The 26780-nt window shown below is 65.0% G+C and carries 20 protein-coding genes and 1 tRNA gene; 9 read left to right on the forward strand and 12 right to left on the reverse strand.

Translation table 11 applies throughout. The features are described 5' to 3' along the window. Positions 1-48: 48 nt before the first annotated feature. The 3 genes from AC5RU9_RS13380 to AC5RU9_RS13390 all read left to right on the forward strand — a co-directional run bounded on the left by AC5RU9_RS13380 (position 49) and on the right by AC5RU9_RS13390 (position 2018). Complete coding sequence (locus tag AC5RU9_RS13380) at positions 49-918, forward strand: FAD-dependent oxidoreductase (RefSeq protein WP_494016825.1); 870 nt, start codon at positions 49-51, stop codon at positions 916-918. Positions 919-1046: 128 nt separating this feature from the next. Further along, on the forward strand, positions 1047-1739 hold the full coding sequence (gene deoC / locus AC5RU9_RS13385) for a deoxyribose-phosphate aldolase (RefSeq protein ID WP_494016826.1): 693 nt from the start codon (positions 1047-1049) through the stop codon (positions 1737-1739). 51 nt (positions 1740-1790) lie between these two features. Then, on the forward strand, positions 1791-2018 hold the full coding sequence (locus AC5RU9_RS13390; RefSeq protein WP_211713208.1) for a hypothetical protein: 228 nt from the start codon (positions 1791-1793) through the stop codon (positions 2016-2018). Between the two features lie 138 nt (positions 2019-2156). Here the strand turns inward: AC5RU9_RS13390 and AC5RU9_RS13395 are convergent, their stop codons facing one another. Both AC5RU9_RS13395 and mfd read right to left on the reverse strand, forming a co-directional pair. Further along, positions 2157-2966 (reverse strand): metal-dependent hydrolase, encoded by an 810-nt coding sequence (locus tag AC5RU9_RS13395; RefSeq protein WP_494016827.1) that lies wholly within the window; start codon positions 2964-2966, stop codon positions 2157-2159. Positions 2967-2970: 4 nt separating this feature from the next. Continuing rightward, a complete protein-coding gene (gene mfd, locus AC5RU9_RS13400) occupies positions 2971-6603 on the reverse strand; it encodes a transcription-repair coupling factor (RefSeq protein ID WP_494016828.1) in 3633 nt (1210 codons plus the stop codon). Between the two features lie 108 nt (positions 6604-6711). Between mfd and AC5RU9_RS13405 the strand changes: the two genes are divergently transcribed. The 4 genes from AC5RU9_RS13405 to nhaA all read left to right on the forward strand — a co-directional run bounded on the left by AC5RU9_RS13405 (position 6712) and on the right by nhaA (position 10499). After that, complete coding sequence (locus AC5RU9_RS13405) at positions 6712-8250, forward strand: SDR family oxidoreductase (protein ID WP_494016829.1); 1539 nt, start codon at positions 6712-6714, stop codon at positions 8248-8250. Between the two features lie 48 nt (positions 8251-8298). Then, positions 8299-8796, forward strand: coding sequence for a DUF2505 domain-containing protein (locus AC5RU9_RS13410; RefSeq protein ID WP_211713204.1), 498 nt, complete (start codon positions 8299-8301; stop codon positions 8794-8796). Position 8797: 1 nt separating this feature from the next. Next, positions 8798-9019 carry an SCO4848 family membrane protein gene (locus AC5RU9_RS13415; protein WP_211713203.1) on the forward strand — a complete coding sequence of 74 codons (222 nt, stop codon included), beginning with the start codon at positions 8798-8800 and terminating at the stop codon, positions 9017-9019. 169 nt (positions 9020-9188) lie between these two features. Next, entirely contained in the window at positions 9189-10499 is a 1311-nt protein-coding gene (gene nhaA, locus AC5RU9_RS13420; protein WP_494016830.1) for a Na+/H+ antiporter NhaA, read from the forward strand. Between the two features lie 23 nt (positions 10500-10522). Here the strand turns inward: nhaA and sufU are convergent, their stop codons facing one another. The 10 genes from sufU to AC5RU9_RS13470 all read right to left on the reverse strand — a co-directional run bounded on the left by sufU (position 10523) and on the right by AC5RU9_RS13470 (position 25139). Then, positions 10523-10978 (reverse strand): Fe-S cluster assembly sulfur transfer protein SufU, encoded by a 456-nt coding sequence (gene sufU, locus AC5RU9_RS13425; RefSeq protein WP_494016831.1) that lies wholly within the window; start codon positions 10976-10978, stop codon positions 10523-10525. A 46-nt stretch (positions 10979-11024) separates the two neighbouring features. Continuing rightward, the gene (locus tag AC5RU9_RS13430; protein ID WP_494016832.1) at positions 11025-12350 is read right to left on the reverse strand and encodes a cysteine desulfurase; all 1326 of its coding nucleotides are present in this window, start codon (positions 12348-12350) and stop codon (positions 11025-11027) included. An 88-nt stretch (positions 12351-12438) separates the two neighbouring features. Then, complete coding sequence (locus AC5RU9_RS13435) at positions 12439-14862, reverse strand: ATP-binding protein (RefSeq protein ID WP_494016833.1); 2424 nt, start codon at positions 14860-14862, stop codon at positions 12439-12441. A gap of 470 nt (positions 14863-15332) precedes the next feature. After that, positions 15333-17987, reverse strand: coding sequence for an AAA family ATPase (locus tag AC5RU9_RS13440; RefSeq protein WP_494016834.1), 2655 nt, complete (start codon positions 17985-17987; stop codon positions 15333-15335). Between the two features lie 41 nt (positions 17988-18028). Continuing rightward, entirely contained in the window at positions 18029-20767 is a 2739-nt protein-coding gene (locus tag AC5RU9_RS13445) for a helix-turn-helix transcriptional regulator (protein WP_494016835.1), read from the reverse strand. Between the two features lie 135 nt (positions 20768-20902). Next, entirely contained in the window at positions 20903-21487 is a 585-nt protein-coding gene (gene pth, locus AC5RU9_RS13450; RefSeq protein ID WP_211713196.1) for an aminoacyl-tRNA hydrolase, read from the reverse strand. A gap of 111 nt (positions 21488-21598) precedes the next feature. After that, entirely contained in the window at positions 21599-22174 is a 576-nt protein-coding gene (locus AC5RU9_RS13455) for a 50S ribosomal protein L25/general stress protein Ctc (protein WP_211713195.1), read from the reverse strand. Between the two features lie 306 nt (positions 22175-22480). Next, a complete protein-coding gene (locus AC5RU9_RS13460) occupies positions 22481-23461 on the reverse strand; it encodes a ribose-phosphate diphosphokinase (RefSeq protein WP_011774071.1) in 981 nt (326 codons plus the stop codon). A gap of 2 nt (positions 23462-23463) precedes the next feature. Continuing rightward, entirely contained in the window at positions 23464-24945 is a 1482-nt protein-coding gene (gene glmU, locus AC5RU9_RS13465) for a bifunctional UDP-N-acetylglucosamine diphosphorylase/glucosamine-1-phosphate N-acetyltransferase GlmU (protein WP_494016836.1), read from the reverse strand. A 122-nt stretch (positions 24946-25067) separates the two neighbouring features. Beyond that, positions 25068-25139, reverse strand: a tRNA-Gln gene (locus AC5RU9_RS13470). 277 nt (positions 25140-25416) lie between these two features. On the opposite strand from AC5RU9_RS13470, the gene AC5RU9_RS13475 reads away from it, so the two are divergent. Together AC5RU9_RS13475 and AC5RU9_RS13480 are read left to right on the forward strand one after the other, a co-directional pair. Further along, a complete protein-coding gene (locus AC5RU9_RS13475) occupies positions 25417-26016 on the forward strand; it encodes a TetR/AcrR family transcriptional regulator (protein ID WP_494017130.1) in 600 nt (199 codons plus the stop codon). A 211-nt stretch (positions 26017-26227) separates the two neighbouring features. Then, positions 26228-26629 carry a VOC family protein gene (locus AC5RU9_RS13480; protein ID WP_211713193.1) on the forward strand — a complete coding sequence of 134 codons (402 nt, stop codon included), beginning with the start codon at positions 26228-26230 and terminating at the stop codon, positions 26627-26629. The last annotated feature ends 151 nt before the right edge of the window (positions 26630-26780 follow it).

The raw sequence follows: 26780 nt of genomic DNA on the forward strand, positions 1-26780 counted from the left end.
CGCTGATGATCAACAGCACCAAGCAGGTCATCAGCGAAAGGGCCAAACATGTCCGCCACCCCGTCCGCAGCATCCCTCCACATCGTCATCGCAGGCGCAGGTCCAGCAGCACAGGCTTTGGTGCGGCGGCTGGCCGGCACGGCCGATACCCGGCAGCGTCCCTTCGGCGGCACCATCACCGTTCTGAGCAACCGCGACGACTGCCCGGACGCGCTCCTCGAACTGGCAGAACTGCCGCAGGTCTCCGTCCGGTTCGGCCAGGCCGCCAGCTTCATCGACCCGGACGCGAAAGTTGTGACCACCGTGGACGGCATGGACTTCTCCTACGACCAGCTGGTCATCGCGACCGGATCTGCCCCGGCCCTCCCACCCGTCGCCGGTGCCGAAGCCAGCCTCAGCTACTCCACCATCGATGACGCCGCCAACATCGGCGAAGCCGTCCACGATGTCACCCGGATCGTTGGGCGCCGCCCGCTTGGAATCCTCGTGGGCAACGGTCCTGCTGCCGGGCAGGCAGAGGCTGTGCTCCGGGCCCGCGGAGTCCGTCCCGTCCGCACCACCCTCCGCCCGGCCGCCGTCGTGCGTTCCATCGCCGGTTCCCCGTTGCCCGCAACCGGCATCGTGTTCGAGGACGGCAGCAGCATGAACGGAGACCTCGTGGTCCTGGCCGAGGAGCGCACGGCCCGCAACGACCTCGCCGAGAGCGCCGGACTCCTGATTGCGTCCGACGGCGGCATCGCGGTGGGCCGCGACCTCGCCACCTCCGTCCCGGGCATCTGGGCAATTGGCGATGCAGCGTCCTGCGACGGCCTCCGCTTGGGGCTTCTCCTTTCCGCCGAATCCTCCGCGATGCTGTGCGCATCCGGCATGTTGCTCGGAGTGGTGGGCAGCGACCAGTTGGCCCCGTTGGCGGCCTAGCCATCGCCCGGGTTGGCCTTCCACAAGCGGCGGACTGGCCACCCGGCCCGTATGGCAAGATGGTCCTTTGACGGGCAGTGACAACCCTGCGGCCACCGGGCCGGCCACGCCCTGCACGGAAGGATCCCATGAGCAACGAAGCCGCCACCCCGGCACACATCGCCTCCTACATCGACCACACCCTGTTGAAGCCCGAGGCGAGCGAGGCGGACATCCTCAAAGTGTGCTCCGAAGCCGTCGAATACAAGTTCAAGTCGGTGTGCGTGAACCCCATCTGGGTCAAGACCGTCGCCAAGGCCCTCAAGGGCTCAGGAGTCCTGACATGCTCCGTCGTCGGCTTCCCGATGGGTGCCACGCCGAGCGACGTCAAGGCATTCGAGGCCCGCGGCGCCGTTCTTGATGGGGCCGACGAAATCGACATGGTGATCAACATGGCTGCTGCGCGCGCCGCAGACAAGGGCGCCCTGGTGGACGATATCCGGACTGTCGCGGAAACGGTGCACGCCGGTGAAGCAATCCTCAAGGTCATCATCGAGACCTCCATGCTGGACGACGAGCAGAAGGTCATCGCCTGCGAAGCCGCCGTTGAAGCAGGCGCAGACTTCGTCAAGACCTCCACCGGGTTCAACGGTGGCGGCGCCACGGCCGAAGACATCGCCCTGATGCGCAAGACAGTCGGACCGGAACTGGGCGTCAAAGCCTCGGGTGGGGTGCGGTCGCTGGCCGATGCACAGGCTATGATTGCAGCTGGTGCAACACGTATCGGAGCGAGTTCCGGAATTGCAATCGTCAAGGGTGAACAAGGTTCATCAGCCTACTGAGGCTTCCCGACCGCCAGAGATTTTGAGCCCTGCGGGGCCGAGGAGGAACGAATGTCCAAGAACGCAACCAGCGCCCCCATCGAGCGTGAGAACAACCTGGGCCAGAGCATTGTCCTGTTCCTGGTGATGATTGTGCTCTTCCTGGGCGCTATCTACTCTCTGTCCTTCCTCAGCCTCGAAAACCCGTGGCCGATGGCCGTCTGCCTGGGCCTGTTCGCCCTCGCCTTCTGGATCCCGCAGACCATTCTGGGCCGCTCGGATTCCGCTGGCGAAAGCTAAACCCCTTACTTCCCAAGAATGGCCCGGGCATCTGCCCGGGCCATTCTTGTTTGGCGGCTCTTGGCGGGTCTGGCGGCCCTGGCGGCCCTGATGCTTTGGCGGCCCTGGCCTCGCATCGCCTCGCAGAACCTTGTCGCCTCAAGGCATCGGCAGGACGCCTCCAAACGCCGCAAGCATGCCCGGCCAGTGCTCTTGCGCCAGGGTCCAGGCCGCCACGCCCATCCCCACCATGGCATAGCCGCTCACCGGAATCAGCACAAGCCATTCCCTCCGCGAACCGGCCCGGCCCAGCAGGGGAATCGAAAACGCGCCGTTGGCCCGCCAAATTCCGCTGACCAGGGATTTCCGCAGGAATTTGGGAGGCTTGATCACTATCGGCCACAAGAGCGGTACGCCTCCCACAGTGATCATGTCGCCCACAATGTGGATCACGACGCCGGTGAGCATGGAGAGCGGCAACCATCCCCACTGGTCCGGCGCAAACCAGGTCACCAAGCCCGCCATCACCACAGCGAAGAGCCAGTTGGTTATCCAGCCGGATTTGGGAAACAGGTTCAAGGCCTTCGCCGCGAGGTTGATCATGAACATGCACAGCAACCCGGCGCCGATCGAGAGTTTTCCTACGGGTGTCACCATTTGGAACTGGGCCGCCATCGCCGCGAGGACCACGAACGCCGAAGCACCAAGCAGCGAATGGGTCCCCTGCCGGTGCCCGCCGCTGGCCTTTTCGATCCCCACCGCGATCACATTGGACAGCGGCGGCAGCGAATTCGCGATGGTGCTGTGCCGGTGGTCCCAGTCGCACACAAGCGCAGTTCCCGCCGTCGCCATGGCTCCAATGAGGATTCCTGTGGAATCGAGCGGGTACCAGCCCAGGGCGTAAGGGCCGGTCGAGGCAATAGCTATCCACGCCGCGGCTCCCGACGCGGCGTGGTGTCCTCCCATCATCCGGTTAGCCTGCCTTGACGGGCACGTCGGTGAAGATCGCTTCGATGACTGAATTGGCCCATTGCAGGATGTCGGCGTCCTGGAGGTCCCGCCCGCCGATCCTGGCCGTCTTCGGCTTCGGAATGAGCACGGCGTCCAGTGCAGGCTTGACCTGCGAACCCGGGTACATCCGGTTCAGGCGCATCGTCTTGGACTCAGGCAGTTGCGCCGGCGAGAAGCGGATGAAGTTTCCCTGGAGAGCGACGTCGGACAGCCCGGCTTCGCGGGCGCCCACGCGGAAGCGGGCCACGGCAATGAGGTTCTGGACAGGCAACGGAGGCTCGCCGTAGCGGTCAACGAGCTCAGCCAGGACCTCATCGATGGCTTCGTAAGTGATGGCCGAAGCCAGCTTGCGGTAGGCCTCCAGGCGCAGCCTTTCGCCGGGCACGTAGTCGTGCGGCAGGTGGGCGTTGACGGGCAGCTCGATTTTCATCTCGGCGGCCTTCTCTTCGGCCTCGCCGCGGTACTCAGCCACGGCTTCGCCCACCAGGCGGATGTACAGGTCGAAGCCCACGCCTTGGATGTGGCCTGATTGCTCGCCGCCGAGCAGGTTGCCCGCCCCACGGATTTCGAGGTCCTTCATGGCCAACTGCATGCCCGCACCGAGCTCGTTGTGCGCCGCCACGGCCTTGAGGCGCTCCAGGGCAACCTCGCCCAGCGGCTTCTCCGAAGGGTAGAGGAAGTAGGCGTAGGCACGTTCGCGGCCACGGCCAACACGGCCACGCAGCTGGTGGAGCTGCGAGAGGCCGTACTTGTCCGCACCATCAACAATCAGGGTGTTCGCGTTGGAGATGTCCAGGCCGGTCTCGATGATGGTGGTGCAGACCAGTACGTCGAACCGTTTCTCCCAGAAGTCCACGATGATCTTCTCAAGGCGGCTTTCGGACATTTGGCCGTGTGCCACTTCCACGCGGGCTTCCGGTACCAGCTCGCGGATCTGGGCAGCGATCCGCTCGATCGAGGACACCCGGTTGTGGACGAAGAACACCTGTCCTTCGCGCATGAGTTCACGGCGGATGGCGGCGGAGGTCTGCTTGTTGGTGTACGGGCCAACGTACGTCAGCACCGGGTGCCGCTCTTCGGGCGGGGTGGCAAGGGTGGAGGTTTCACGGATGCCAGTCAACGACATTTCCAGTGTTCGTGGAATGGGGGTGGCACTCATGGCCAGGACATCCACGTTGGTGCGCATTTTCTTAAGCGCTTCCTTGTGTTCCACGCCGAAACGCTGTTCCTCGTCCACGATCACCAGGCCCAGGTCCTTGAACTCGAAGTCCTTGGACAGCAGGCGGTGGGTGCCGATCACCACATCCACGGCACCGCTCTTTACCCCCTCTGCTGTTTCCTTGGCTTCCTTGGTGCTCTGGAAGCGGGACAGCGGCTTCACGCGCAAAGGGAACCCGGAGAAGCGTTCAGTAAAGGTTTCGTAGTGCTGCTGGGCCAGGAGCGTGGTGGGCACCAGGACCGCCACCTGCTTTCCGTCCTGCACTGCTTTGAATGCGGCACGGACGGCGATCTCGGTTTTGCCGTAGCCCACGTCGCCGGACACCAGCCGGTCCATGGGGATCTCCCGCTCCATGTCGGCCTTGACCTCGTTGATGGTGGTCAGCTGGTCCGGAGTTTCGACGTACGGGAAAGCTTCTTCGAGTTCACGTTGCCATGGGGTGTCCGGGGCAAAGGCATGCCCGCGTGATGCCATGCGGGCAGAGTACAACCGGATCAGCTCACCGGCGATTTCCTTGACGGCCTTGCGGGCCTTGGATTTGGTACTCGCCCAGTCAGCCCCGCCCATCTTGCTCAGTGCCGGCGCATCGCCGCCGACGTAACGGGTCACCTGGTCCAGCTGGTCGGTGGGCACGAAGAGCCGGTCTCCCGGGGCGCCGCGCTTGGAAGGTGCGTACTCGAGCACCAGGTACTCGCGAAGCCCGGCGTCGGAGGACGATGTCCCAACCACCTTGCGCTGGATCAGCTCCACGAACCGGCCAATGCCGTGCTGCTCGTGCACTACGAAATCGCCCGCGTGAAGCTGCAGCGGGTCCACTGCGTTCCGTCGCTTGGAGGGCATGCGACGCATGTCCTTGGTGGAACCCGCGGTGGCGCGCCCCAACAGGTCGGCCTCGGTCAGCAGGCCCAGCTTCAGGCCGTCCAGGACAAAACCACGCCCGACGGCGGCGGTGGTCACCTCGATGATGCCCGGCTGGGGTTCCTTATCCAGGGAGTCCACGCGCGAGCAGGGAATTTCGGCGTCGTGGAACAGCTCGGCGAGGCGCTGGGCGGGGCCCGGGCCGTCGGTAACTACGACAACGCGCCACTGCTCGCGGACACGTGAGCCGATGAATTCCAGCATTTCGGCCACGTCACCCTGGTACCCACGCGGTTCGCGGGCACGCATGTTCAGTACGTCGATATCCAGGACCAGGTCCTCGTCGGACGCAAGCGAGGTAATCGACCACCAGGACACGCCGTGTTCAAGCGCCGCGGAACGGGTGTCGGTCAGGGACCGGAAACTGGCAGCGTGCAGGTCGGTGGAGGCCTGGGAGGACAGGTCAAGGGGCGCCGCACCGCCGTCGGACGCCGTTGACCAGGCAGCCTCCAGGAACTCTTCGTTGGTAGCCGCGAGGTCGTGCGCGCGGGTGCGCACCTTTTCCGGTTCGATGACCACCGACAAGGAACCCGCAGGGAGCTGGTCCACGAACGGGACCATGGCATCTACCAGCACGGGAGCCAGGGATTCCATACCCTCTACCGCGATGCCACCGGCGATCTTCTCCAGCATGTCGGCCGCGGCGGGCATGTCCGCCTTGAGCTTGGCGGCCCTGGACATCACCGACGGCGTAATGAGGATCTCCCGGCACGGCGGGGCATGAAGTTCCGTTGGGTGGTGGATGCCGGGCGCGGACAGCGAGCGCTGGTCGGCCACGGCGAACCACCGCATTTGGTCTACTTCGTCGCCGAAGAACTCCACCCGGATGGGGTGGTCCTCTGTGGGCGGGAAAACGTCAATGATGCCGCCGCGGACGGCGAACTCGCCGCGGTGGGTCACCATATCGACCCGGGCATAGGCGGCATCGGAAAGTGCCCGGACCACCTCTGTGAAGGAGCGTTCCTGCCCCACCTGCAGCGTCACGGGCACCAGGTCACCGAGGCCGGCCACGATGGGCTGGACCACGGCGCGGACCGGGGCAACCACTACACGCAACGGGGCCGCCGTCGAGGTTTCAGGGTGGGTCAGGCGGCGCAGGACCGAGAGGCGGCGGCCCACGGTGTCCGATCGCGGCGAAAGCCGCTCGTGTGGGAGGGTCTCCCAGCTGGGGAAGGTGGCCACCGTGTCGACGGGAAGGTAGGAGCCGAGCGCTGCGGTGAGGTCTTCGGCTTCGCGGCCCGTCGCGGTGACGGCGAGGACCACCGGAGCGCTCGCGCCATCGGCAGCAGCCTGGGCCAAGGCATCGGCCATTTCGGCAAGCAGGACGGCCCGCATGCCCGTGGGAGCGCTGATCTGGTAGTCGCTGTTGCGGTCGGAAAAGTCCCTCTGCGCCTCCGTTCGGACGCGCGCGAAAGTCTTGTCCTCCGCCAGTGCGCGGCGCAGACCGTTGAGGCTCATGGCTGAAACTCCTAGGGTGGTTCCAAGGGCAGGCAACACAAATGCCCGGAAATTCGTCAGAATGCCGGGTCATTCCAGCCTACCCCTCCCCCAGCCACAGGAGTTCTCTTGCAACCTTCCGAAGCGACGCATTCCAATAACCCCCAACAGCCCAGGACCGTGCTGGTCACGGGCGCCACCGGCTACATCGGCGGGCGGCTGGTTCCCCGGCTCCTCGAAGCGGGCCACCGGGTCAAAGTCCTGGTCCGTACGCCGCAGAAGATCGCGGACGTGCCGTGGCATGACGACGTCGAGATCGTGGAAAGCAGCCTGTCCGACTCCGAAGGTCTGGCCGACGCCTTCAGCGGTGTGGAGGTCCTTTATTACCTGGTGCATTCCATGGCCTCGGGCAGCGGTTTCGAAGCCAAGGAAGAAGCCATGGCGCGGCTCGTCGCTGGAGCAGCGGCGGAGGCTGGTGTGGACAGGATCGTGTACTTGGGCGGCCTGCACCCGGAGAACACGGAACTGTCCACCCACATGCGTTCGCGGGAGACCGTGGGCAAGGTGTTCCTCGAATCCCCGGTCAATGCGATCGTGTTCCAGGCCGGTGTGGTGATCGGTTCGGGGTCCGCCTCCTTTGAAATGATCCGGCACCTCGCCGACACCCTGCCCGTCATGCCGGCACCAAGCTGGGTCAACAACCGCATCGAAGCCATTGCGGTCCGGGATGTCCTGCACTACCTGGTAGCGGCCGCCGCCCTCCCGGAGCAACTGAACCGTTCCTTCGACATCGGTTCGCGCGAGGTCCTGAAGTACAAGGAGATGATGAACGAGTACGCCGTGGAACGCGGGCTCCCCCGCCGCCTGGTCATCGCGCTCCCTGTTCCAGCACCCAAGCTTGCCGGGCTTTGGGTTGCGCTGGTAACCCCCATTCCGTTGTCCATGTCCCTGCCGTTGGTGCAGTCGCTGCAGCATGACGCAGTGTCGCGGGAGCACGACGTCGACCATTACATTCCGCAGCCCGACGGCGGACTGACGCCGTACCGGCGTGCCGTCGCTTTGGCGCTGGGTAAGGAGAGGGACGGGCAGGTGGAGACCACCTGGGCCAACGCAGGTATCGACGCCGACCCGTTGCCGAGCGACCCCAATTGGGCCGGTTACAAAGTGTTCCTGGACGAGCGGACCTTCCACAGCGAAGCCAAACCGGAACACGTATGGACCATCATCGAGGGCATCGGTGGCAAGAACGGCTGGTACTCACTGCCCTTGGCGTGGCGCGTCCGCGGTTGGCTGGACAAGCTGCAGGGTGGGGCCGGGCTGCTGCGTGGCCGACGACACCCGAAAACGCTGAACACTGGCGAGGTGGTGGATTGGTGGCGCGTCGAAGCCATCGACCGCGGACATTTGCTCCGCCTGCGGGCTGAAATGCGGGCTCCCGGCGGCGCGTGGCTGGAGTTGGGTGTTGAGCCCGACGGCGACGGCAGCCTCTACAGGCAGCGCGCCATCTTCTTCCCCCGCGGTTTGGCGGGCCGGTTGTACTGGCTGGGTGTGTACCCGTTCCACGGGTTCATCTTCCCGTCCATGGCCCGCAACATTTCGGCGGCCGCAACCACGCTCCAGGACGCCGGGCAGGAGCAGGGTTCAGGGGTGTCCACCCAGACCCCGTAGGATGTTTGGGAGCTAAGAAGCTTCACCAACACCATCCACGGAGGACCCATGGCCCTGAGTGCATCCACCACCCTGCCGCACAGTGTCGACCGCGTAGCGGCCGTATTCATCGACGAGGATTTCCTGCGCCACACCAGCGAACTGGTTGGCGGCTCCCTGGAATCGTTCACTATCGAAGGCGACCCCGCAGGTGCGTTCAACACCACCACGGTCCGCACCCTGCCCACCACCCGCCTGCCGGACATTGCCCGCAAGTTCGTCGGCGAAACCCTGACGGTCACCCAGAAGGAACAGTGGGAAGCTCCTGCTGCTGACGGCTCACGCTCCAGCAACATTGCGCTGAAGATCTCCGGTGCTCCCCTTGACGTGACGGCCGTCCAGCGACTGGTAGCCGACGGTACCAGCACGCGGATCGAACTCGATGGCACCGTGTCCTCGTCGGTGCCGTTCCTGGGCGGAAAGATCGCCGACGCCGCGGAGCCCATGGTGGGCAAGGCCCTGAACATCCAGTCGCAGCAGGCCCAGGCCTGGCTCGAAAGCCACTAGCGTGGAGATTCCGGCGATCCTGGCCGTTGTCCTGATCGTTGCCGGCGTCTGGTCCTTGGCTGTCTGGCCGCAGTTCCTGAAGCGCGTCATGAAGGATCCCCGCGCCCGGGACGCTGCCGGCAAGGCAACCAAGTTCCTCACGGTCCACGTCGTGCTGGTCACCATCTCCATGGTGCTTGGCCTGGCCACGGCGGCCATTGGCGTCGCAGGCCTGGTCGCCTAACGTAGTCCCCACCCCACCGGGGGACAGCACATGCTCCATTGAGTCCTCAGTGGAACACGTGCTGTCCCTTGGTTGGGTAAGATGGATATTGGTGTGCCGGGAAGTCTGGTCGGCGGAGTCATTGTGCTCCCCTTTGACCGACTGATTCCCGCGAGTTAAGGAGCCCTTCGTGGCCCAGAAACCCCCCGCAGCCCCCCGGCAGCCCAGCAAAGTCTTTGCCCGGTCCAGTTACCCCGAGTATCGGCGCATCCTTTCCATCCTCCGCACCGAAACCGTCGGTGGCGCCCTGCTCCTGGCAGCCACGGTGGTTGCGCTCATCTGGGCGAACTCCCCCGCAGCGGACGGTTACTTCGCCCTCCGCGACTTTAAGATCGGCTACGAACCGTGGCACCTTGAACTCAGCCTGGGCCACTGGGCCTCGGACGGGCTGCTGGCCGTGTTCTTCTTCCTCGCCGGCCTTGAGCTGAAGCGCGAATTCGTCGCCGGTGAACTCCGCAAACCGGCCCGGGCAGTGGTCCCGGTGGCAGCAGCCGTCGGTGGCGTGTTGGTCCCGGCCCTGATCTATGTCCTCTTCAACCTCAGCAGCCCGGAAACCCTCCAGGGCTGGGCGATTCCCACGGCCACTGACATTGCCTTCGCGTTGGCCGTCCTTGCTGTGATCAACACGCACCTCCCCGCGGCGCTACGGACATTCCTGCTGACACTGGCCGTGGTGGACGACCTCATCGCCATCGGCATCATCGCGTTCTTCTACTCAACAGGGCTGCAGCCGCTCATGCTGGTGGCAGCATTGGTTCCCCTTGGCCTGTTCGCGTTCCTCGTCCAGAAGCGGATCCGCAACTGGTACCTCCTGCTCCCCCTGGCCCTTGCCACCTGGGGATTCGTCCACGCCTCCGGTATCCATGCCACTGTGGCCGGAGTCCTGCTGGGCTTCGCCGTTCCCGTCCTTGCCAGCGGAAAGAAGGGGGAACCCGCCGAAGGCCTGGCCGAGCACATCGAACACAAGCTCAGGCCGTTCTCCGCAGGTTTCGCGGTGCCTGTTTTTGCGTTCTTCTCCGCTGGCGTAGCCCTGGGCGGACTCGACGGGATGGGTGCGGCGCTTAAGGACCCGGTTGCCCTGGGCATCGTGGCGGCCCTGGTGGTGGGCAAGGCTGTGGGCGTCTTCGGAACCACGTTCCTGGTCACCAAGACCACGCGCGCCAGCCTGGACTCGGGCATTGCGTGGATCGACCTCTTCGGGCTCGCTCTGCTGGCCGGCATCGGGTTCACCGTCTCGCTCCTGATCGGCGAGCTGAGTTTCGGTGCAGGTTCCGAGCACAACGACCACGCCAAGGTGGCCATCCTGGCAGGTTCCCTGATCTCGGCGCTGCTGGCCGCCGTCGTACTCAAGGCCCGCAACCGGCGGTACCGCCAGGTCCAGGCGGACGAAGAACGGGACGACGACGGCGACGGCGTGCCTGACGTCTTTGCCCGCACCTGAGTGCGGGGCCGCTGCGGCGGAGGCTAGGTGGTGGTGGCCTGGTCGAGGGCGTCCTCGGCCGCGACCCAGGAGATCATGGCACACTTGACGCGGGCCGCGTAGCGGGCGACGCCTTCAAACGCGGCGGCATCGCCCAGGATCTCGGGGTCTGCCTGGACTTTTCCGCGCGAACGGAGGACCTCCCGGAAGTTCTCGATCACCGAGTGCAGTTCCTCCACCGACATGCCCTCACCCATGTCGCTGAGTACCGAAGCAGAGGCCATGGAGATGGAGCAACCCGCGCCATCCCAACGGATCTGTTGAACGGTTCCGTCCGACACAGCGAGCCGCAACGTGACCTCGTCCCCGCAGACCGGGTTCAGCTGATGCGACTGTCCGGTGGTGGCGCCGGCCGGAGCTGCGGTTTCCGCGAGCCCGCTGCCGTGCCGTTGCTTGGAGTGGTCCAGGATGATCTGTTGGTACAACTGGTCAAGACTCATGATGCGCTGATGCCTAACTAAGTATCTGGGGGTGGAAACCCGGTGTTCAGGCCTGGAAGTAGGCCCGGACCCCGGAAACGGCGTCAAGGAAAGCATCGACGTCGTCCGTGGTGTTGTAGAGGTAAGTGCTTGCGCGGGTGGTGGCCGTCAACCCCAAGCGGCGGTGAAGGGGCTGCGCGCAGTGATGGCCGACGCGAACCGCGATTCCGCGGTCGTCAAGGAACTGGCCGACGTCGTGGGCGTGCACGCCGGCGACGTCGAAGGCGGCCAGTCCGATGCGCTCAGCGCCGGGGGGAGGGCCCACCACGCGGATGCCGTCGATGCTCTCGAGCCCCTTGACCAGCCGTTGGCCCAGGGTCGATTCCCATGCGTGGATACGGTCGATGCCCGTTTCGGAGAGATAATTTACGGCCGTTGCCAAGGCCACGGCCTGCGAGATGCGCTGGGTTCCGGCTTCGAACCGCTGCGGGGCGGGCAGGTACTCGGCCCGTTCCATGGTGACCGTGGTGATCATGGAACCCCCGGTCAGGAAGGGCGGGAGGACATCGAGGAGTTCCTGCTTACCGTACAGGACGCCGACGCCCGTCGGTGCCAGCATCTTGTGGCCGGAGAACACAGCGAAGTCGACGTCCAGGGCCTTGACGTTGACCGCCATGTGCGGCACTGACTGGCAGGCATCGAGCACTGCCAAAGCACCGACGCGACGAGCCAGGGCCACGAGCTCCGCCACAGGATTGATGGTGCCCAGGACGTTGGAGGCATGCGAGAACGCCAGTACTTTGGTCCGCTCCCCCACGATTTCCGCCGCAACATCCAGCCGAAGCGCGCCGTCGTCGGTGATGGGGATGTATTTGAGCGTGGCGCCCGTCCGGAAGGCGAGCTCCTGCCACGGGATCAGGTTGGCGTGGTGCTCCATCTCGGTGACCACGATCTCGTCCCCAGGGCCAAGGGCGAGTTCCTTCAAGGCAGAACCACCACGCCCCTGGGCTGCCCACAACGCGGCGTTGGAGAGGGCGTAGCTGACCAGGTTGAGGCCTTCGGTGGCGTTGGACGTCCACACTGTTTCTTCATAGTTGGCGCCGATGAAGTCCGCGACAGTCTGCCGGGCATCCTCGAACACTTCCGTGGCTTCGACAGCCAGGTGGTGCGCCCCACGATGAACGGCGGCATTGCGTTGCTCGTAGTACTCCTGCTCGGCCTCGATCACGCTGAGCGGGTTCTGCGACGTGGCCCCGGAATCGAGGTAGATCAAGGGCTTGCCGTTGACCAACTGATCCAGCACCGGGAAGTCGTTCCGGATCCGCAACACCTCCGCATTGTCCATGGCAGGCACGGACCGTAGAAGTGAGGCGGGAGTTGATACGGCAGTCAAGGGACGCTCCTTGGAAATCCTTCAGGGACTCCTTATTATCCCACGGAGACCTCCGGCGTGCGGGGCAGCAGGTGTGCCTTACAGCACGTCAGCTCCCCGCCCTCCCCGGTGCCCACCCCAGCGGCGGAACGACACCGCTGTCAAAAGCTATGAGCAACCTGTTGACCAGCATCGTGGCGCGGCGGCTGGCCGCACTTCGGGTCTTTGCCTCGTAGCCGCGCGCGGCCCGCAAGTAGCTCATGGCGGCGTGGGCAAAGAGCCGGTCGGCCGATAGGCTCCGGCCCGCTGCCTCAAGCGACTTGGGCTCGTCACCCATCAACGCTGTAGCGAACGTCCCCAACGAGGCGCCCGCCGCCCCATGGAGGGCCGCGGCTGCCTCGGCCAGCTGCCGCTGGATGTCCAGATCGTCGACGGCGGTACTGTTTGGGTCCAGCGTCATGAGGGAGAACGCCTCAGCTTCGATCAAGAAGGCCCCCTCGGGGTGGCTCTCTCCTGCGAGCTGAAGCAAGTGCGCTGACTGGCCGGAGTCGTGATCCCGCCCTGAGACGCAATCCCGGGCCGCAGCGACGTAGAGCGCGCTGAGCCGGGGCAGCAACGCCTCGGGGTCATGCCCGGTAAGCGCGACCCCGCTTTGCGCGGCCCGTTCCAAAGCCGCCTCCGGATTGCCGCACAGGGCCTCCGAGTAGGCCAGCAACGCGGCGGCCAGCGAGAGTACCGGCGGCAGGCCGGCGTCGGACAATTCTGCCAGCACTGGCCGCAAGGTGCTGCGCGCTGCACGGGCAAGGCCTTGGCCCAACAGGGCATAGCCGCGGGCAACGTCCATGCACAAAGCCAGGTTTGCCGGCAGGGCGTAGGGGGTGGGACATTCCAGGAGTGCGTCGATGTTGTCCCACGCCAGGTTGTAGCGCAGGCACATCACGTGGCGGAGGAGAACTGCGGGCCGGAACATCGCCAAGGCCGGGTCCGCGTCGAGTGCCGCCATCGCAGCTACGGACCTTTCCAGTGCCTCCGGCGCAGCACCGGCGAGCAGGAGCCGTTCGGCGTCCCGGACGTTGCCGGTGACCAAGGACCACGGTTCCGTGGCGTCCGAGGCAGCCGGCCCGTGGAGGGGAACGGCTCCGAGGAGTTCCAGCGCCATGAGGTGGTGCGTGGCGTTGGACTGCACGGCCGGCGACTCCCCGCCTTCAGCCAGTTCACGGAGTTCGGGTGCGGCCTCGCGAAGCTGGCCCTCGGCGAGCAGCGCCCTGGCCCTGAGGAGCCTCGCTTCGTCGCGGTGGCCGGGACCCGTCACAGCCGCCGCAGCCCGCATGGCAAGTTCCGCCGTCGACGGCTTGTCAGCAGCAGGCGCCGCAGCCAGGAGCAGTTCATCCGAAAGGGTCAGTCCACAGTCCAGGGTCCACGTCATCCACCGCAGCAGGGTGGGTGCTGATTCCCTGGTGAGCGCCGGCTCCTCGATTCCCAGGCGCAACGCCAGGCTCCGGGACCGGGGAACCGACAGGCGGGTCGCCTCACCACGCAACCACGAACTTGTGCGGAGCAGCGGGGGGCTGCCGGCCAGCATCCTGATGTACTGCATCGCGAGGAGGTGCTCCACGGCCCGTTGGCCAAAGTGCCGCTCCACGACGTCCAGGCCCACCGGTTCGGCGAGCGCAACGAGTTCCAGGGCCTGCCGTTCTTCGGAAGTCCTCGCGGCATTTTCCGTGCGGACATGGTCAACAACCCGAGGCCACCCGCAGTGTGCGCGGACGTTGATGGTCCAGAAGCCCTCCCGCTGCACCAGTAATCGGGCGCTTCGGGCGTCTTCGATCGCCAGGCAGAGCAGCCCCGCGTTGAAGCCACTCATGGCTGAGAGCAGGCTGCTGGCCCGTCGCTGGACCTGCCCGCCGAGTACCGCCTCGCAGAGGGCGTGCGCTTCGCTGAATGTGAAAGGGGGAAGGAAGTACTGCTCCAGGAAGCCGTCCTCCCAGAGCTGGTAGAGATCCTGGGGAAGCGGACGGCGGCTGTCGGCGGTTGCAACCAAGGTGGCCCCGAAGCCCGGAATGAGCTGCAACAGGACCGCCAACGACGCCGGGTCGATGTGGTGGATGTCGTCCACCAGCAGGACCAGCGGTGGCCTTGCCTGCTTCCTGTTCCGGCGTCGTCCGGGAGGAGGGGTGTACAGGTGCTCGGCCGGCCCCAGCGAACTGGTGAGGGCCCGGAGGACGTGCAGGCCCGGCGGAACGGAATCGCCGCCGTCGGCTTCGAAGGCCCCCAATGCGCCATACCGGATGGTCTTCAATTCCGGCTTGCCCGCAAAAGTACGGACATCCATGGTCTCGGGCAGTCCTGCCTTGACGGAGAGCAGCAGGTGGGTCTTTCCCGATCCCCTGTCGCCTGCAACCACGATTCCGTTGGTTGATGGTGACGGTACTGAGGAAAGGATGATGTCCAGCAATTGTGTCCGGTCCGGGATGGGCGATGGCCGCAGTCCGGCTGTGACGGTCTCTTCGTCCAGCCAAGGATCCGGCAGCATGCACACTCCACTAGAAGCAGTCCCATGGTCCGGGAAGTTTGGGGTTTCCGCGATTCGCGGGTCCCTGGCCTAGAAGCCGGCGACGGCTGGGGGGAGAGTCTCGGTCTCAGAAGACTCTGTCGCCGCCGGCTTCGTCCAGGGCCGAACCACCTTGCGGTGGCCGGAGCATCGGCTCTAGAGACCACCGATGCGGATGATGCGACTTTCGGAATCCCGGTGATGCTTGGGGCTGAACCGTTCTTCCAAGATCAATACTGCCGGGACCGGAAATCCCGTACATCAGTAGTTGGTACTCGAATAGTTGGGGGGCTTTTGGGACCCCGATACTGTGTTGTACTCAGTCCCTTGGGCGGGCACTACTTGGTTTGGGCGCCGGACATCCGCGTATTACTCCAGTGAATGGTTAAATGCGGCAGGATCCCGGCGCAAGTAGCGCGGGATCCTGCATGCAGGTACTCGGTCGGGTCCAGTCAGGGACGGACGGCAGCACCCAGGTCTTCGCGCCGGCGGATACCCAATTTGGCGTAGCTCCGGTAGAGGTGCCCTTCAACGGTACGCACCGAAACCATCAGCTTCTCGGCGATCTGCCGGTCAGTCAGTCCGGCGACGGCCAACGCAACGATGTCCTGCTCGCGTCGGGTCAGCGGGACCGACCGGTCGGCGTCGGCGTGTGGATCGTGGACCAGTGCGTCACCCAGGTTTGCCTCGCTGACGTCCCGCAGGACCGCCGCCTGCCTGGCCTCGGGGCGTTTGCCCTCGGCGTCGAACGTTGCCGCGGCCCTGTCGAAAGTCACAGCCGCGGGGCCCGGCATTCCGGCAGCGGCCAACAAGTTCCCTGCATTGACGAATCCTTGGCCCGTACCGGCCAGGTGGGCCGAGGCCAGCGAATGCCAGCCGGCCGCCCAAGCCCCCGCCATCGATGACGCCGTTTCCTTGATGGACTCCATGGCCTGCACGTCCCCGAGTTCCGCCCTGAGGACAAGGTTCTGGAGTAAGACCCCTGGCAGGCCGTGTACGGGCTTGGACCCGGGGATCTCCCTCAGTGTCGGCAAGCCGGAGCCCTCCTCAACGAGTTCCTTGCCGGCCAGCCTGAAGATCTCGGCCAGGGCCTCCACATATGCGCCTCCCGACCCGTTGGTGTCCTGCTCCCCTGCCAGGCGCTGGGCGAGGGCGGTATCACCGGACCTCGCCGCGGCATACAGCGCCAGGGCGGCGCCCAATCCACCCAGGCGTTGAGGATCAGAAACCCGGAGGGCCTCCACGGCCGGGGTCAGCAGCTCAGTGGCCTGCTCCAACCGGCCCTGCCGAAGCAACGACAACCCCTTGAGGGCCTGGATACCTCCACCGAAAACAATGAGGCCCATGGCCGAGCTTGCGGCGTAACGGTCAAGCGCGGAGTTGGCTGCATCCCAATCTCCGGACTCCAAAGCCGCGAACACATAGCGGACCACCACGAAGTCACGGAAGTAGAGGAGGTCCTCCGTCCGCCCGTCCAGGAGCGACAACGCCTCCCGGCCGGCCTCCATTGCCTGCACAGCCTGGCCTTCGGCGGTGAGTACTTCGCACTGCATGGCCAGCAGGAAGAGCCGGTTCATGACGAAATCCGGTTGGTCCGCTTCGAGGTCCACCGCAAAGCGTTCCAAACCTTCGCGGAGTTCGGCATACTGCCCGTCATAGGCGAGCGCGGCTAACTCCAACGCCCGGGCCTGCCTGCCGACATGCGCAGTCATGGTCTCCGGAAGACCCTTCACCAGGGCAGCCGCAGCGGACCGGGCCTCAGCCACGATCGACTCAGAAGAATCCCCGGCTGCCGTCCTGGCTGCGGCCCACAACAGGCCGGCTCCCAGGGGTCCCGACGGGTCGGCGTCCAGGAACCCGGAGTCCACCTCCAACAAGCGCGCGGCGCTGCGGAAGTCGCCGTCGTTATAGTGGACCATCGCCATCACCGCACGGGCACGCGGCTGAAGCGCGTCCGAACGGACTTTGCGGGCTGCTGCCATGGCCAACGGATTTTGGAGCAGCTTGGCGGCGAGGAAGGCAGCCTGGAGCAACTGTTCATCCTCGACGTCGGCACCGCAGTCCAGCGCCCAGCTCACCATGCGGAGCAAGCCCTCAGCCGTAGGCGGCTCCGAGAGCAGGTGCTGCACCATCCGCTGGCGGATCTGCAGGCTGCGGGCCGGCGAGACGATCTGGCGAAGAGCCTCGCTGTACATGGGATGCCACATTTTGAGCGGGCTGCCGGGCCCATTGGTTGATACCACCAGCCGGTTGTCCACCAACGCCCTCACAGTGTCCCTGCCAACCTGTGCGTCCAACACCGAGGCAGGGACGGGTTCGGACAGCGCAATGACGTACATGGCCTCCCGTTCAGCCTCGCTGGTCCGCAGGACCCTGTTCCACACAACCTCGGCCAAGCCTTCGCCGCTCCCGGTGAGGGCACGCGTCAGGAACCAGATACCGTTCCGGCGCACCAGGTTCCCATCGGCCCGGGAATCGTCCAGCAAGCAACGCAGCAGCAAGGGGTTTCCCTCAGAAAGGGTGTGCAGCACCTCAGCGACGCTTGCCATGACTGTTCCGCCGAGTGTCTTCTCGGCGAGTTCAGTGACCTTCTCCTTCTCCAAGGGGTGCAGTTCCAACCGCTCGGCCAGTCCGTCATACCAAAGCTGGAGCAAAGCCGGCGGCAAGCCAGGACGCGGCCTGCTGGTAGCAACCAGCCGGGCCCAGCCTGCCGTCACCAGCTCGGCCAGGATCTGGGTGCTGCCTTCATCAAGGTCATGGGCGTCATCGACGATCAGCAGCAGGCGGGCACCTTCCCCACCACGACGCCTCTCGAACTGCGACCAGAACTCGCGGAGGATCGCCACCGGGGACGTGGCCTGCCCTACCGGAAGGTCCAGCAGGTAGGGAGCCAGGACGCCGTAGGGAACAGAGGACAGTGCGGGACTGCCGTGAATCCGCATCACCACCATTTCCCCGGCGAGGCGGGCAGCGATCTCGGCCGCCAAGGCAGTCTTGCCAATACCGGGATCCGCGACCAGGAGCACAGCCCCCGCACCCTCCTGGCGCAATATCTCCGTGGCCAAGGCAAGCTCTGGGTCCCGGCCAACAAGGTGCTCAGCCTGCATGGGCAATCCGTGCCGGCCTTACGGGGTTTCCTGGTCCAACCTCACAGCAGCCCATTGAGCTCGCCTCGAGACGAAACACCAAGCTTGGTGAACACCTGGTACAGGTGGCCTTCCACAGTTCGCACAGACACCCCAATATCCATCGCGATTTCGCGATTGCTGACACCCTTTCCCGCGAGTTTAGCAATTTGGCGTTCCCGCTCCGTCAACACCGGCGCGTCGCTACGCGGTTGGATGGGCAGCGCCGAAACCGAGTGCTCCAACCGTTCGAGCCTCAACTGGGCTGTCCGGGCAGCAGTCGACTCACCGGCATCGCGTGCAAAGTCCAGGGCCATGGCCACGCAGCGCGCTTCGACAACCAGCAGGTCCAGCGCCGAGGCTGCGTCTGCGGCGGCCAGCATCGACTTGGAGCTCTTGTTCAGCGCTCCGCGTGCCAGGTCCGCTGAGATCCTGGCCAACGGCCCTTGGCGGCGGGTGGCAATGTCCTCCAGGAGCCGGTATTCCTCATCCGTGCCTTCCACTGTTGCACCGAAGAGGCAGATGCCGGCCGTGGTGTACCGCTGGTTTTCCATGTCGTTGCGGACCCGGGCCAGGAGCCGCTGCTTGACGTCCCGGTCCCCCATCCACCGCCCAGCCATCTCAGCGCAGAACTCGGCCACGGACTCCGAAAAGTAGGTTCCAACACCACGGCAGGTGCGGTAAAGGTCCAAGTACCGGCCCGCCTCCACCGCATTGCCCAGCTGGGCGTAGGCGAACGCGGTGGCCGCATAACCCACCTTGTTCATGTTCATGGCCGGGCGCAGCTCCAATTGCGCAACGGCGGACCGCAGGGGTTCGATTGCGCTGGCTGGCTTGCCGGCGTAAGCGTAGGCCAATCCGATCCCCAATTCGGTGAGCGCACCCCTGTACTGCAGGCGGGAAGATCGCGAGGGGGTGCGGCGCATGAGCTCTATGCATTGCCGCCACTGTCCGGAGAGCAACAGGACCAGGAACGCGTGCCTGGCGAAGGCTTCCTCGAGCTGGGCAGGCCGGTCCGTGTCGCCAAGCTGCCGGGAAACGGTCCGGGCAAGCTCCTGGGCATCAAGCTCCCTGCCAAGCATGCAGCGGGCCTCCACCAGGAACAGGGACGACCGCAGCCAGTGCTCGTGGTCCTCTGCGGGGTCCTTGGCCAGCTCCTCTTCCAGGGAATCGATCATGGCCGCATATTCACCCATGTAGGTGTTGTACTCGTAGCTGCAAAGCTGGAGCCGGTTGCGTGCCCGGGCCATGGTCCCTGGCGGGTGTGAGCCGTCCATGGCTTCCAGCGTTTCCTGCCCGTCCGAGATGACGCCGGGAACCAGGGCCGACCGGCCGTCGATCCACGTCATGGCCTGGCACTTCGACGCCGTGAATTCAGCGAACTCCAGCGGGTCCAGGGCAGCAACATGCGGCTCGGAGACTTCATCCAGTGCCTGCGCTGCGTGCAGGGGAAGGTCCAGCATGAGATAGGCAGCAGCTTTCAGGCGCTGTCCGGGAACCCACTCACTGTCCTTCGGGTCAAGGGACTGCGTGCACTGGATCGCGAAGTTGGGGTCGTAGTCGTCCAAAGCCGCCCTGCCCGCGGCCAGGGCCAGGGAAGGAGAGGGCATGGGCTCGTCCTCGGAGGCGTGCATCCAGGCCGCGTAGCTCAGCAGGTCCTGCGGGGCCAGCCCCTGAAGCTCAGGCTCTTTGGGGCCGTGGAGCATCAGCCGCAGCTCCCTCATCCGGCGGGTATTGAGCCACCCCCGGACAACCTCTCCCACATACGGGTCCCGCAGCGAGACCCAATGCGCCTCGCCGCGTTCGACTGTGAGCAGCCCACGCTCTTCCATGTCCACCAGGACTTCGGTGTCAAAGAGTGCTGCCAGGTCCACGAGTGTTGCGCGCTTTGCGCAAGCCAGGATTTCGACGACGGTCCTGCTGGCTTGCGGTTCGCGCGCCAGCCTGGAACGGACGAAGTCCTCCACCACCGTTGCGCCTTCGAGCTTGATCCGGTCGCGGAGCGTCCACACGGAATCGTTGAGGACCAGGTTGCCGGTATGCCGTTGCTCCTCCAGGAGGGCGTGCAGCAGCATCGGGTTACCGCCCACGGCAGAGTGCAGCGAACCTACCAAGGTGGAAGAGACGTAGTGGCCAAGGACGGAACCGAGCACCTGCTTGGTCTGTTCTTCGCTGAGCGTGTTCAAATGAACTTCGGCCAACTCGCCCTCAAGAACCAGCCGGTGGAAGTCGGCCGGGAGTTCGCTTGCGCGCTGCACGGTGGCGATCACTTTGGCGGTTCCCGTGGCCATGAGGTTCAACAGGACCCCTGTGCTCATGGGATCCATGCCGCCTGCGTTGTCAACGATGAAGACTGTGTCCCGGCCTGCAGCTTCAGTGCGGATCAGGTTGGTCACGGCGTGCAGGATGCCCGTTGGCGAACTGACGGCTTCGGAAGGCAAACGCGCCAGGAGGAAGCCCAGGCAGCCGTAGGGGGTTTGGCCGCCGGCAACGGTATTGCGCAGTTGCAGGCTGTGGACCTTGGGCCCCAGCGATGAGACGACAGCCCGTGCGACGCCGGATTTGCCGATCCCCCGCTCACCGGTCAGGACCACGCCGAAGGAGTCCGGGGACTCCAGGAACTTTGCGGCTCTGGACACATCATGGCTTCGCGCCAGGAGCGACCACGTTTGCCGATCCGTTGCGCCGCCCGCAAGGTCAGGAGCCGCAGCCCTCGCTGCGCCTCCACCGCTCCTGTTTAGCAACTCCGCCGACATCCGCATCCTTAGCTACACATCCGCGACAGTCCCCCACCGCTTTTCTGCGTACCATGCACACTACCTTCGGGCGCCGACAGTGTGTAGGCCTTAGGGTCTTGGGGACCGTCAGGCTTTGATCAGGCTTTCCTCAAGATTTGCTCAAGCTTTGGCGGGGTGGTGTTTCTGTTGCGCCGCCAACAGTCCCTGGTCCATGAGCAGCTCCACGGCGTCGGCTGCTTCGTCCAGGAGGAACGGGAGATCCTTCTTTTCCGCAGTGCCGAAATCGCGCAGGACGTAGTCGGCGGTTTCCATTCGTCCCGGCGGCCTTCCAACGCCCACGCGGACGCGGTAATAGTCCTTGGTGCCGAGGGCTTTGGAGATGTCCCGAAGGCCGTTGTGTCCGCCTTCACCGCCACCCGTTTTTAGCTTGACTGTGTTAAAAGGGATGTCGATCTCGTCGTGGACAGCGATGACGTGGTCCGGGGCGATGTCGAAAAAGTTGCACAATCCGGCAACCGGGCCGCCGGAAACATTCATGTACGTCATGGGCTTGGCCAACACCACCCGCGGTCCGCCAATACCCAGCCGGCCCTCCACCACCTGGGCCCGCGCTTTGTGGGTCTTGAACTTCCCTCCCATGCGTGAGGCCAGCTCATCCAACACCATCTGGCCCACATTGTGCCGGTTGTTGCTGTACTCGCTGCCGGGGTTGCCGAGGCCGACAATCAGCCAGGTGTCAGTCATGATCCCATCCTAGGAAAGCGTCACGGTCCGTGTTCAAGGGCAAAGGCAAATGGCCGGGACCCCATGGGGGACCCGGCCATTTCAAGGCAGGAGCCTCAAGCAGTCAAAAGACTACTCTGCGGCTGCTTCCGTGGTCTCTTCTTCCTCGGAGCCAGCGGCCTCAGCGATGCGGACCACCAGGGTGTCGCCTTCGGTGAGGAGGGTTGAACCCTTGGGCAGTTCGAGGTCCGAAGCGTGGATGCTCTCGCCGGCCTTGCGGCCTTCGATGTTGACCTCGACGGCGGTGGGCACGTGGGTTGCCTCAGCTTCGAGGGAAACCGTGGTGGCTTCGAGGCTGGCAACAGCACCCGGAGCAACTTCACCGGAAACGTGGACCGCGATGTCGACGGTAACCTTCTCGCCGGCCTTCACGGTCTGCAGGTCAACGTGCTCGATGATCTGCTTTACGGGATCGCGCTGGATGTCCTTGACCAGGGTCAGGTGCTGCTCGCCGTCAACGTCGATCGCCAGGAGGGCGTTGGAAACGCGGACTGCCAGCGTGGTGGCGCGGCCCGGCAGGTTGATGTGGATCGGCTCTGCGCCGTGGCCGTAGATGACAGCCGGGATCTGGCCGGCCATGCGTGCACGGCGGGCGAAACCCTTGCCGAATTCGGTGCGCAGTTCTGCGGTGAGCTTCTGCTCAGACATGTGTACTCCTTGATTACTGTGGCGCCCGGCAAAGGCCGGACAGGTCTATCAGCAAGGGCGGAGGTCTGAAGACCTTCTACGCCCGGCCGGGAGCAGCCGCCATGCAGCCGTTCCGCCTGTGTTGAAGGAGATGCAGACCCAGTCGATAACGGAGACCCGCAACCCTGGTTCACACTGATGCGAACCGGATGTGCTCTCCCTCGCCAAGGTATCCCCAAGAGTTTACCAGTGGAATGTCCGGATACTGAAAACGGGCCACCTGCGCGCCCGGGGGCGGCAGGTGGCCCGTTTCATGGGGCTTTGGTATCAGGCCTTGCCGTCGAACAGGCTGGTGACCGAACCGTCGTCGAACACTTCACGGATGGCGCGAGCGATCAACGGCGCGATCGACAACACGGTCAGCGACGGGAAGCGCTTCTCGGCCGGGATGGGCAGCGTGTTGGTGACAACCACCTCGCGTGCGCCGGAGTCAGCGAGTCGCTGGGCTGCGGGATCGGAGAAGACTGCGTGCGTGCAGGCGATGATGACGTCCTTGGCGCCGGCGTTCTTCAGCACCTGGACGGCGCCGGAGATGGTTCCGCCGGTGTCGATCATGTCGTCGATGAGCACGCAGGTGCGTCCCTCAACCTGGCCAACAACGGTCTTGGAAACAGCCTGGTTGGGAACCGTGAGGTCGCGGCTCTTGTGCACGAACGCCAAGGGGGCGCCGCCCAGTCGCTCAGCCCACTGCTCTGCCACCCGGACACGGCCGGTGTCGGGCGAAACAACGGTGATGTTGTCGGCCTCAACCTTGGTGCGGATGTAGTCAGCCAGCAGCGGGATGGCCATCAGGTGGTCGACGGGGCCGTCGAAGAAGCCCTGGATCTGCGAGGTGTGCAGGTCCACGGACATGATGCGGTCCGCACCGGCCGTCTTGTAGAGGTCGGCAACCAGGCGAGCGGAGATGGGCTCGCGGCCGCGGCCCTTCTTGTCCTGGCGGGAGTACGGGTAGAACGGCGAAACAACCGTGATCCTCTTGGCCGAGGCGCGCTTGAGGGAATCGATCATGATCAACTGCTCCATGAGCCAGTTGTTCAACGGTGCCGGGTGGGCCTGGATGACGAAGGCGTCAGTGCCTCGCACGCTCTCAGCCGAACGGACGTAGATTTCCCCATTGGCGAAGTCGTAGGCATCGATGGGCAGGAGCTCGGTTTCCAGCTCCTTCGCGATTTCCTGCGCCAGCTCCGGATGCGCCCTTCCGGCGGCGAGAATCAGTTTCTTCTCGCCGTGTGCGGTAATTTCGCTCATGCCTAATTGCCCTCTTCTGTGGTTGCCGGGGATTGTGAGGATGTGGAGGCCTGTGCGGCCTGGGCCAGCTGTGCCGAGGCCGTTCCTGGGCGGTTGGAGATGACCCAGTCTTCGGCGTTCCGCTGCGCGGCCAGGCTAAGGGCGAGGGCACCGGCGGGGACGTCCTTGCGGATGACTGCCCCGGCGCCGCTGTACGCGCCGTCGCCTACTGTCACGGGGGCTACGAACACCGTGTTGGAACCCGTGCGGACACCGGAGCCGATCACCGTACGGTGCTTCTTCTCGCCGTCGTAATTTGCGGTGATATTGCCGCAACCGATGTTGGTGTCCTCGCCGATTTCGGCGTCGCCGGCGTAGCCCAGGTGCGAGAGCTTGGAACCACGGCCGATGGTCACGTTCTTGGTCTCGTAGAACGCACCGATCTTGCCGGTCTCCCCCAGCACCGTGCCCGGACGGAGGTACGTGAACGGGCCCACGCTCGCCTTGGCACCAATCGTGGAACCGGAGCCGTGCGTGCGGGTCACCTTCGCGCCTTCGCCAATGGTGACATCGGTCAGGGTGGTGTCCGGGCCCACGACGGCGTCGCGCGCCACTGTGGTGGAACCGTGCAGTTGCGTATTGGGCAGGAGGCGGACGTCTTCGTCCAGGGTGACGGTGGAGTCGATCCAGGTGGTGTTCGGATCCACGACGGTCACGCCCGCACGCATCCAGGCCTCGACGATGCGGCGGTTGTGCTCAGCGCCCAGCGCCGACAACTGGATGCGGTCGTTGGCACCCTCAACCTGCCAGCGGTCTTCAGTAACGACGGCGGCAACCCGGCCACCGGCGTCGCGCGCCAAGCCGAGGACATCGGTCAGGTACATCTCGCCCTGGGCGTTGTCCGTAGTGACCTTCGAGAGGGCGGTCCTCAGCACGGCAGCGTCGAATGCGTAGATACCGGAGTTGACCTCGCGGATGCTGCGCTCGGAATCGCTTGCGTCTTTGTGTTCGCGGATGCCGGTGACGGTGCCATCCTCGGCGCGGAGGATCCGGCCATAACCGGTGGCGTCGTCCAGTACTGCGGTGAGTACCGTAACGGCGTTGCCTTCGGCTTCGTGGGTGGTGACGAGCTCGCCGAGCAATTCACCCGTCAACAGGGGAACATCGCCGTAGGTCACAACAACGGTGCCGGAAAGTTCGGCGGCGGCGTCGAGTGCGTTGAGCGCTACCTCCACTGCGCGGCCTGTGCCGGGTACGTCGTCCTGGTCAACGATCAGGGCTTCAGGGTCCAGGGCGGTAACGTGCTCGGCCACCCGGTCGCGCTCGTGCCGGACAACCAGGGCCAGCTGCAGCGGGTTGATGGCCCGGGCAGCCAACAGGGCGTGGCCCACCATGGAGCGGCCACCGATTTCGTGGAGAATCTTAGGAGTCCGCGACTTCATGCGCGTTCCGGCACCGGCGGCCAGAACAATGACCGCTGCGGGACCGGTGGTTTCGGGGCTCACGTACTGGCTCTCCTTGCTCGGTATGTCCCGGGTAACCCGGCTTCGGAATGCTGCCATCCAACAATGGACCCAGGCACCGTTCGAGCCGTTCCAGGTACAGAGAGGAGCGCATTTTCCGACCGTTCCGCCCATAGGATTCGAACCTATACTCCACGGCTCCAAAGGCCGGGGTGCTGCCATTACACCAGAGCGGACCGTGCATGATTCACACCTCCAGGCAGCAGGGCCCGGGGGCTTCCCGACTCACCGGGATGCACACACAAGAATCTAGTTTGCCATGACCTTTGCGTGGTTCGCGACTTGGCTGCCCGCCACCACTTCGCCGACGCACCAACGGACACCGCCTTGGCCCTCACCTGCTGGCACCTGAGGCATGATGGTCACGTGAGCAAGCGCACTGAAATCCCCCGGCCCGCAGCCGCCGTCGAGCCTGTGGAGGCTGCCCACATCGGTCCGGCAGTGCGCGTTCGGATGACTGGGCAGCAGCGGAAATCGCAGCTCATTGGCATCGGCCGCGCACTCTTCGCGGCCCGCGGACTGGATGGCACCACCATCGAGGAAATCGCAGCCACGGCCGGTGTGTCCAAGCCGGTCATATACGAACATTTCGGGTCGAAGGAGGGGCTGTACCGGCAGGTCGTGGAGACCGAATTCCGGATTCTCCTGGACTCCATTACCGAGGCACTGAGCACCGACGCGAAGCCCCGCGTCCTGGTGGAGCGTGCCGCGCTTGCCCTTCTTGGCTACATCGAAGACCGCACGGACGGCTTCCGGATCCTCATGCGGGACGCCCCACCCTCCCAGCCCGAGGGCGCCTTCTCAACCCTGCTCTCGCATGTCACAGCACGCGTTGAGCACCTGCTTTCGGACGAATTCGCCCGCCGGGGTTTCAGCGCAGCCGATGGTGCCATGTACGCGCAAATGCTCGTAGGCATGGTGGCCATGACGGGGCAATGGTGGCTCGACAGCCGCCAACCTGACAAACGTGCCGTTGCAGCCCACTTGGTGAACCTTGCCTGGAACGGACTCACTGGATTGCAGAAAGAGCCGGAGCTGCGTTCCGAGGGCTAACAACCCTCACTCACACCCCACCCCCTTGAGCCCAACCCTCACTCACACCCCACCCCCTTGAGCCCAACCCTCACTCACACCCCACGTGGGTCGGGTTCGCCGCCCCGGACACCGTTGCTGCACCGCTTGGACGTTGTTGGGCTGCAACGGGAAAGCGTGTTGGCGACGTGTCAGAGTCGGGGCCCTGCTGGCCGGTTTGTAGGATGTGCTCATGACTGCACCCCAGCTCTATGTCACTTTTCCCGGGACAGCCCGCGAAGCGCTTGGCTTTTACGCGAGCATCTTCGGCGGCGAGCTTTCGTTGCACACCTTCGAAGAGTTCAATCGCACGGACGGCCCTCCCGATGCCATCGCCCATGGAGTCCTCAGTGGTGCGGTGTCGTTGTTCGGTTCCGACGCTGCGAACGCCGAAAACACAGTCAGCATCCAAGGCGCCATGCTCTCGCTGCTGGGAACTGCCGAACCCGACGTTCTTCACGAATGGTTCGACAAGCTTGCCGACGGCGGCCGGATCGTCGACCCGCTGGCGCAGAAACCGTGGGGCGCGTCAGACGGCCAGGTTGTGGACCGTCACGGCCTCCACTGGCTCATAGGCTACGAGGCCGCCGAATAGCACTCGGGACGTGAGAGAGCGTCCCGCCCAAACCGGCGGGACGTGAGCGAGCGTCAGCGGGAAAGCGACGGGATGTGAGTGAGCGTCGCAGCAGCGGCGGGCATCCGGCAGCGTGCGTCAAAGCGACGAAGGAGCAGCACGCCGAGGATGC

The sequence above is a fragment of the Arthrobacter sp. B0316-5-4 genome (genome assembly GCF_059090325.1).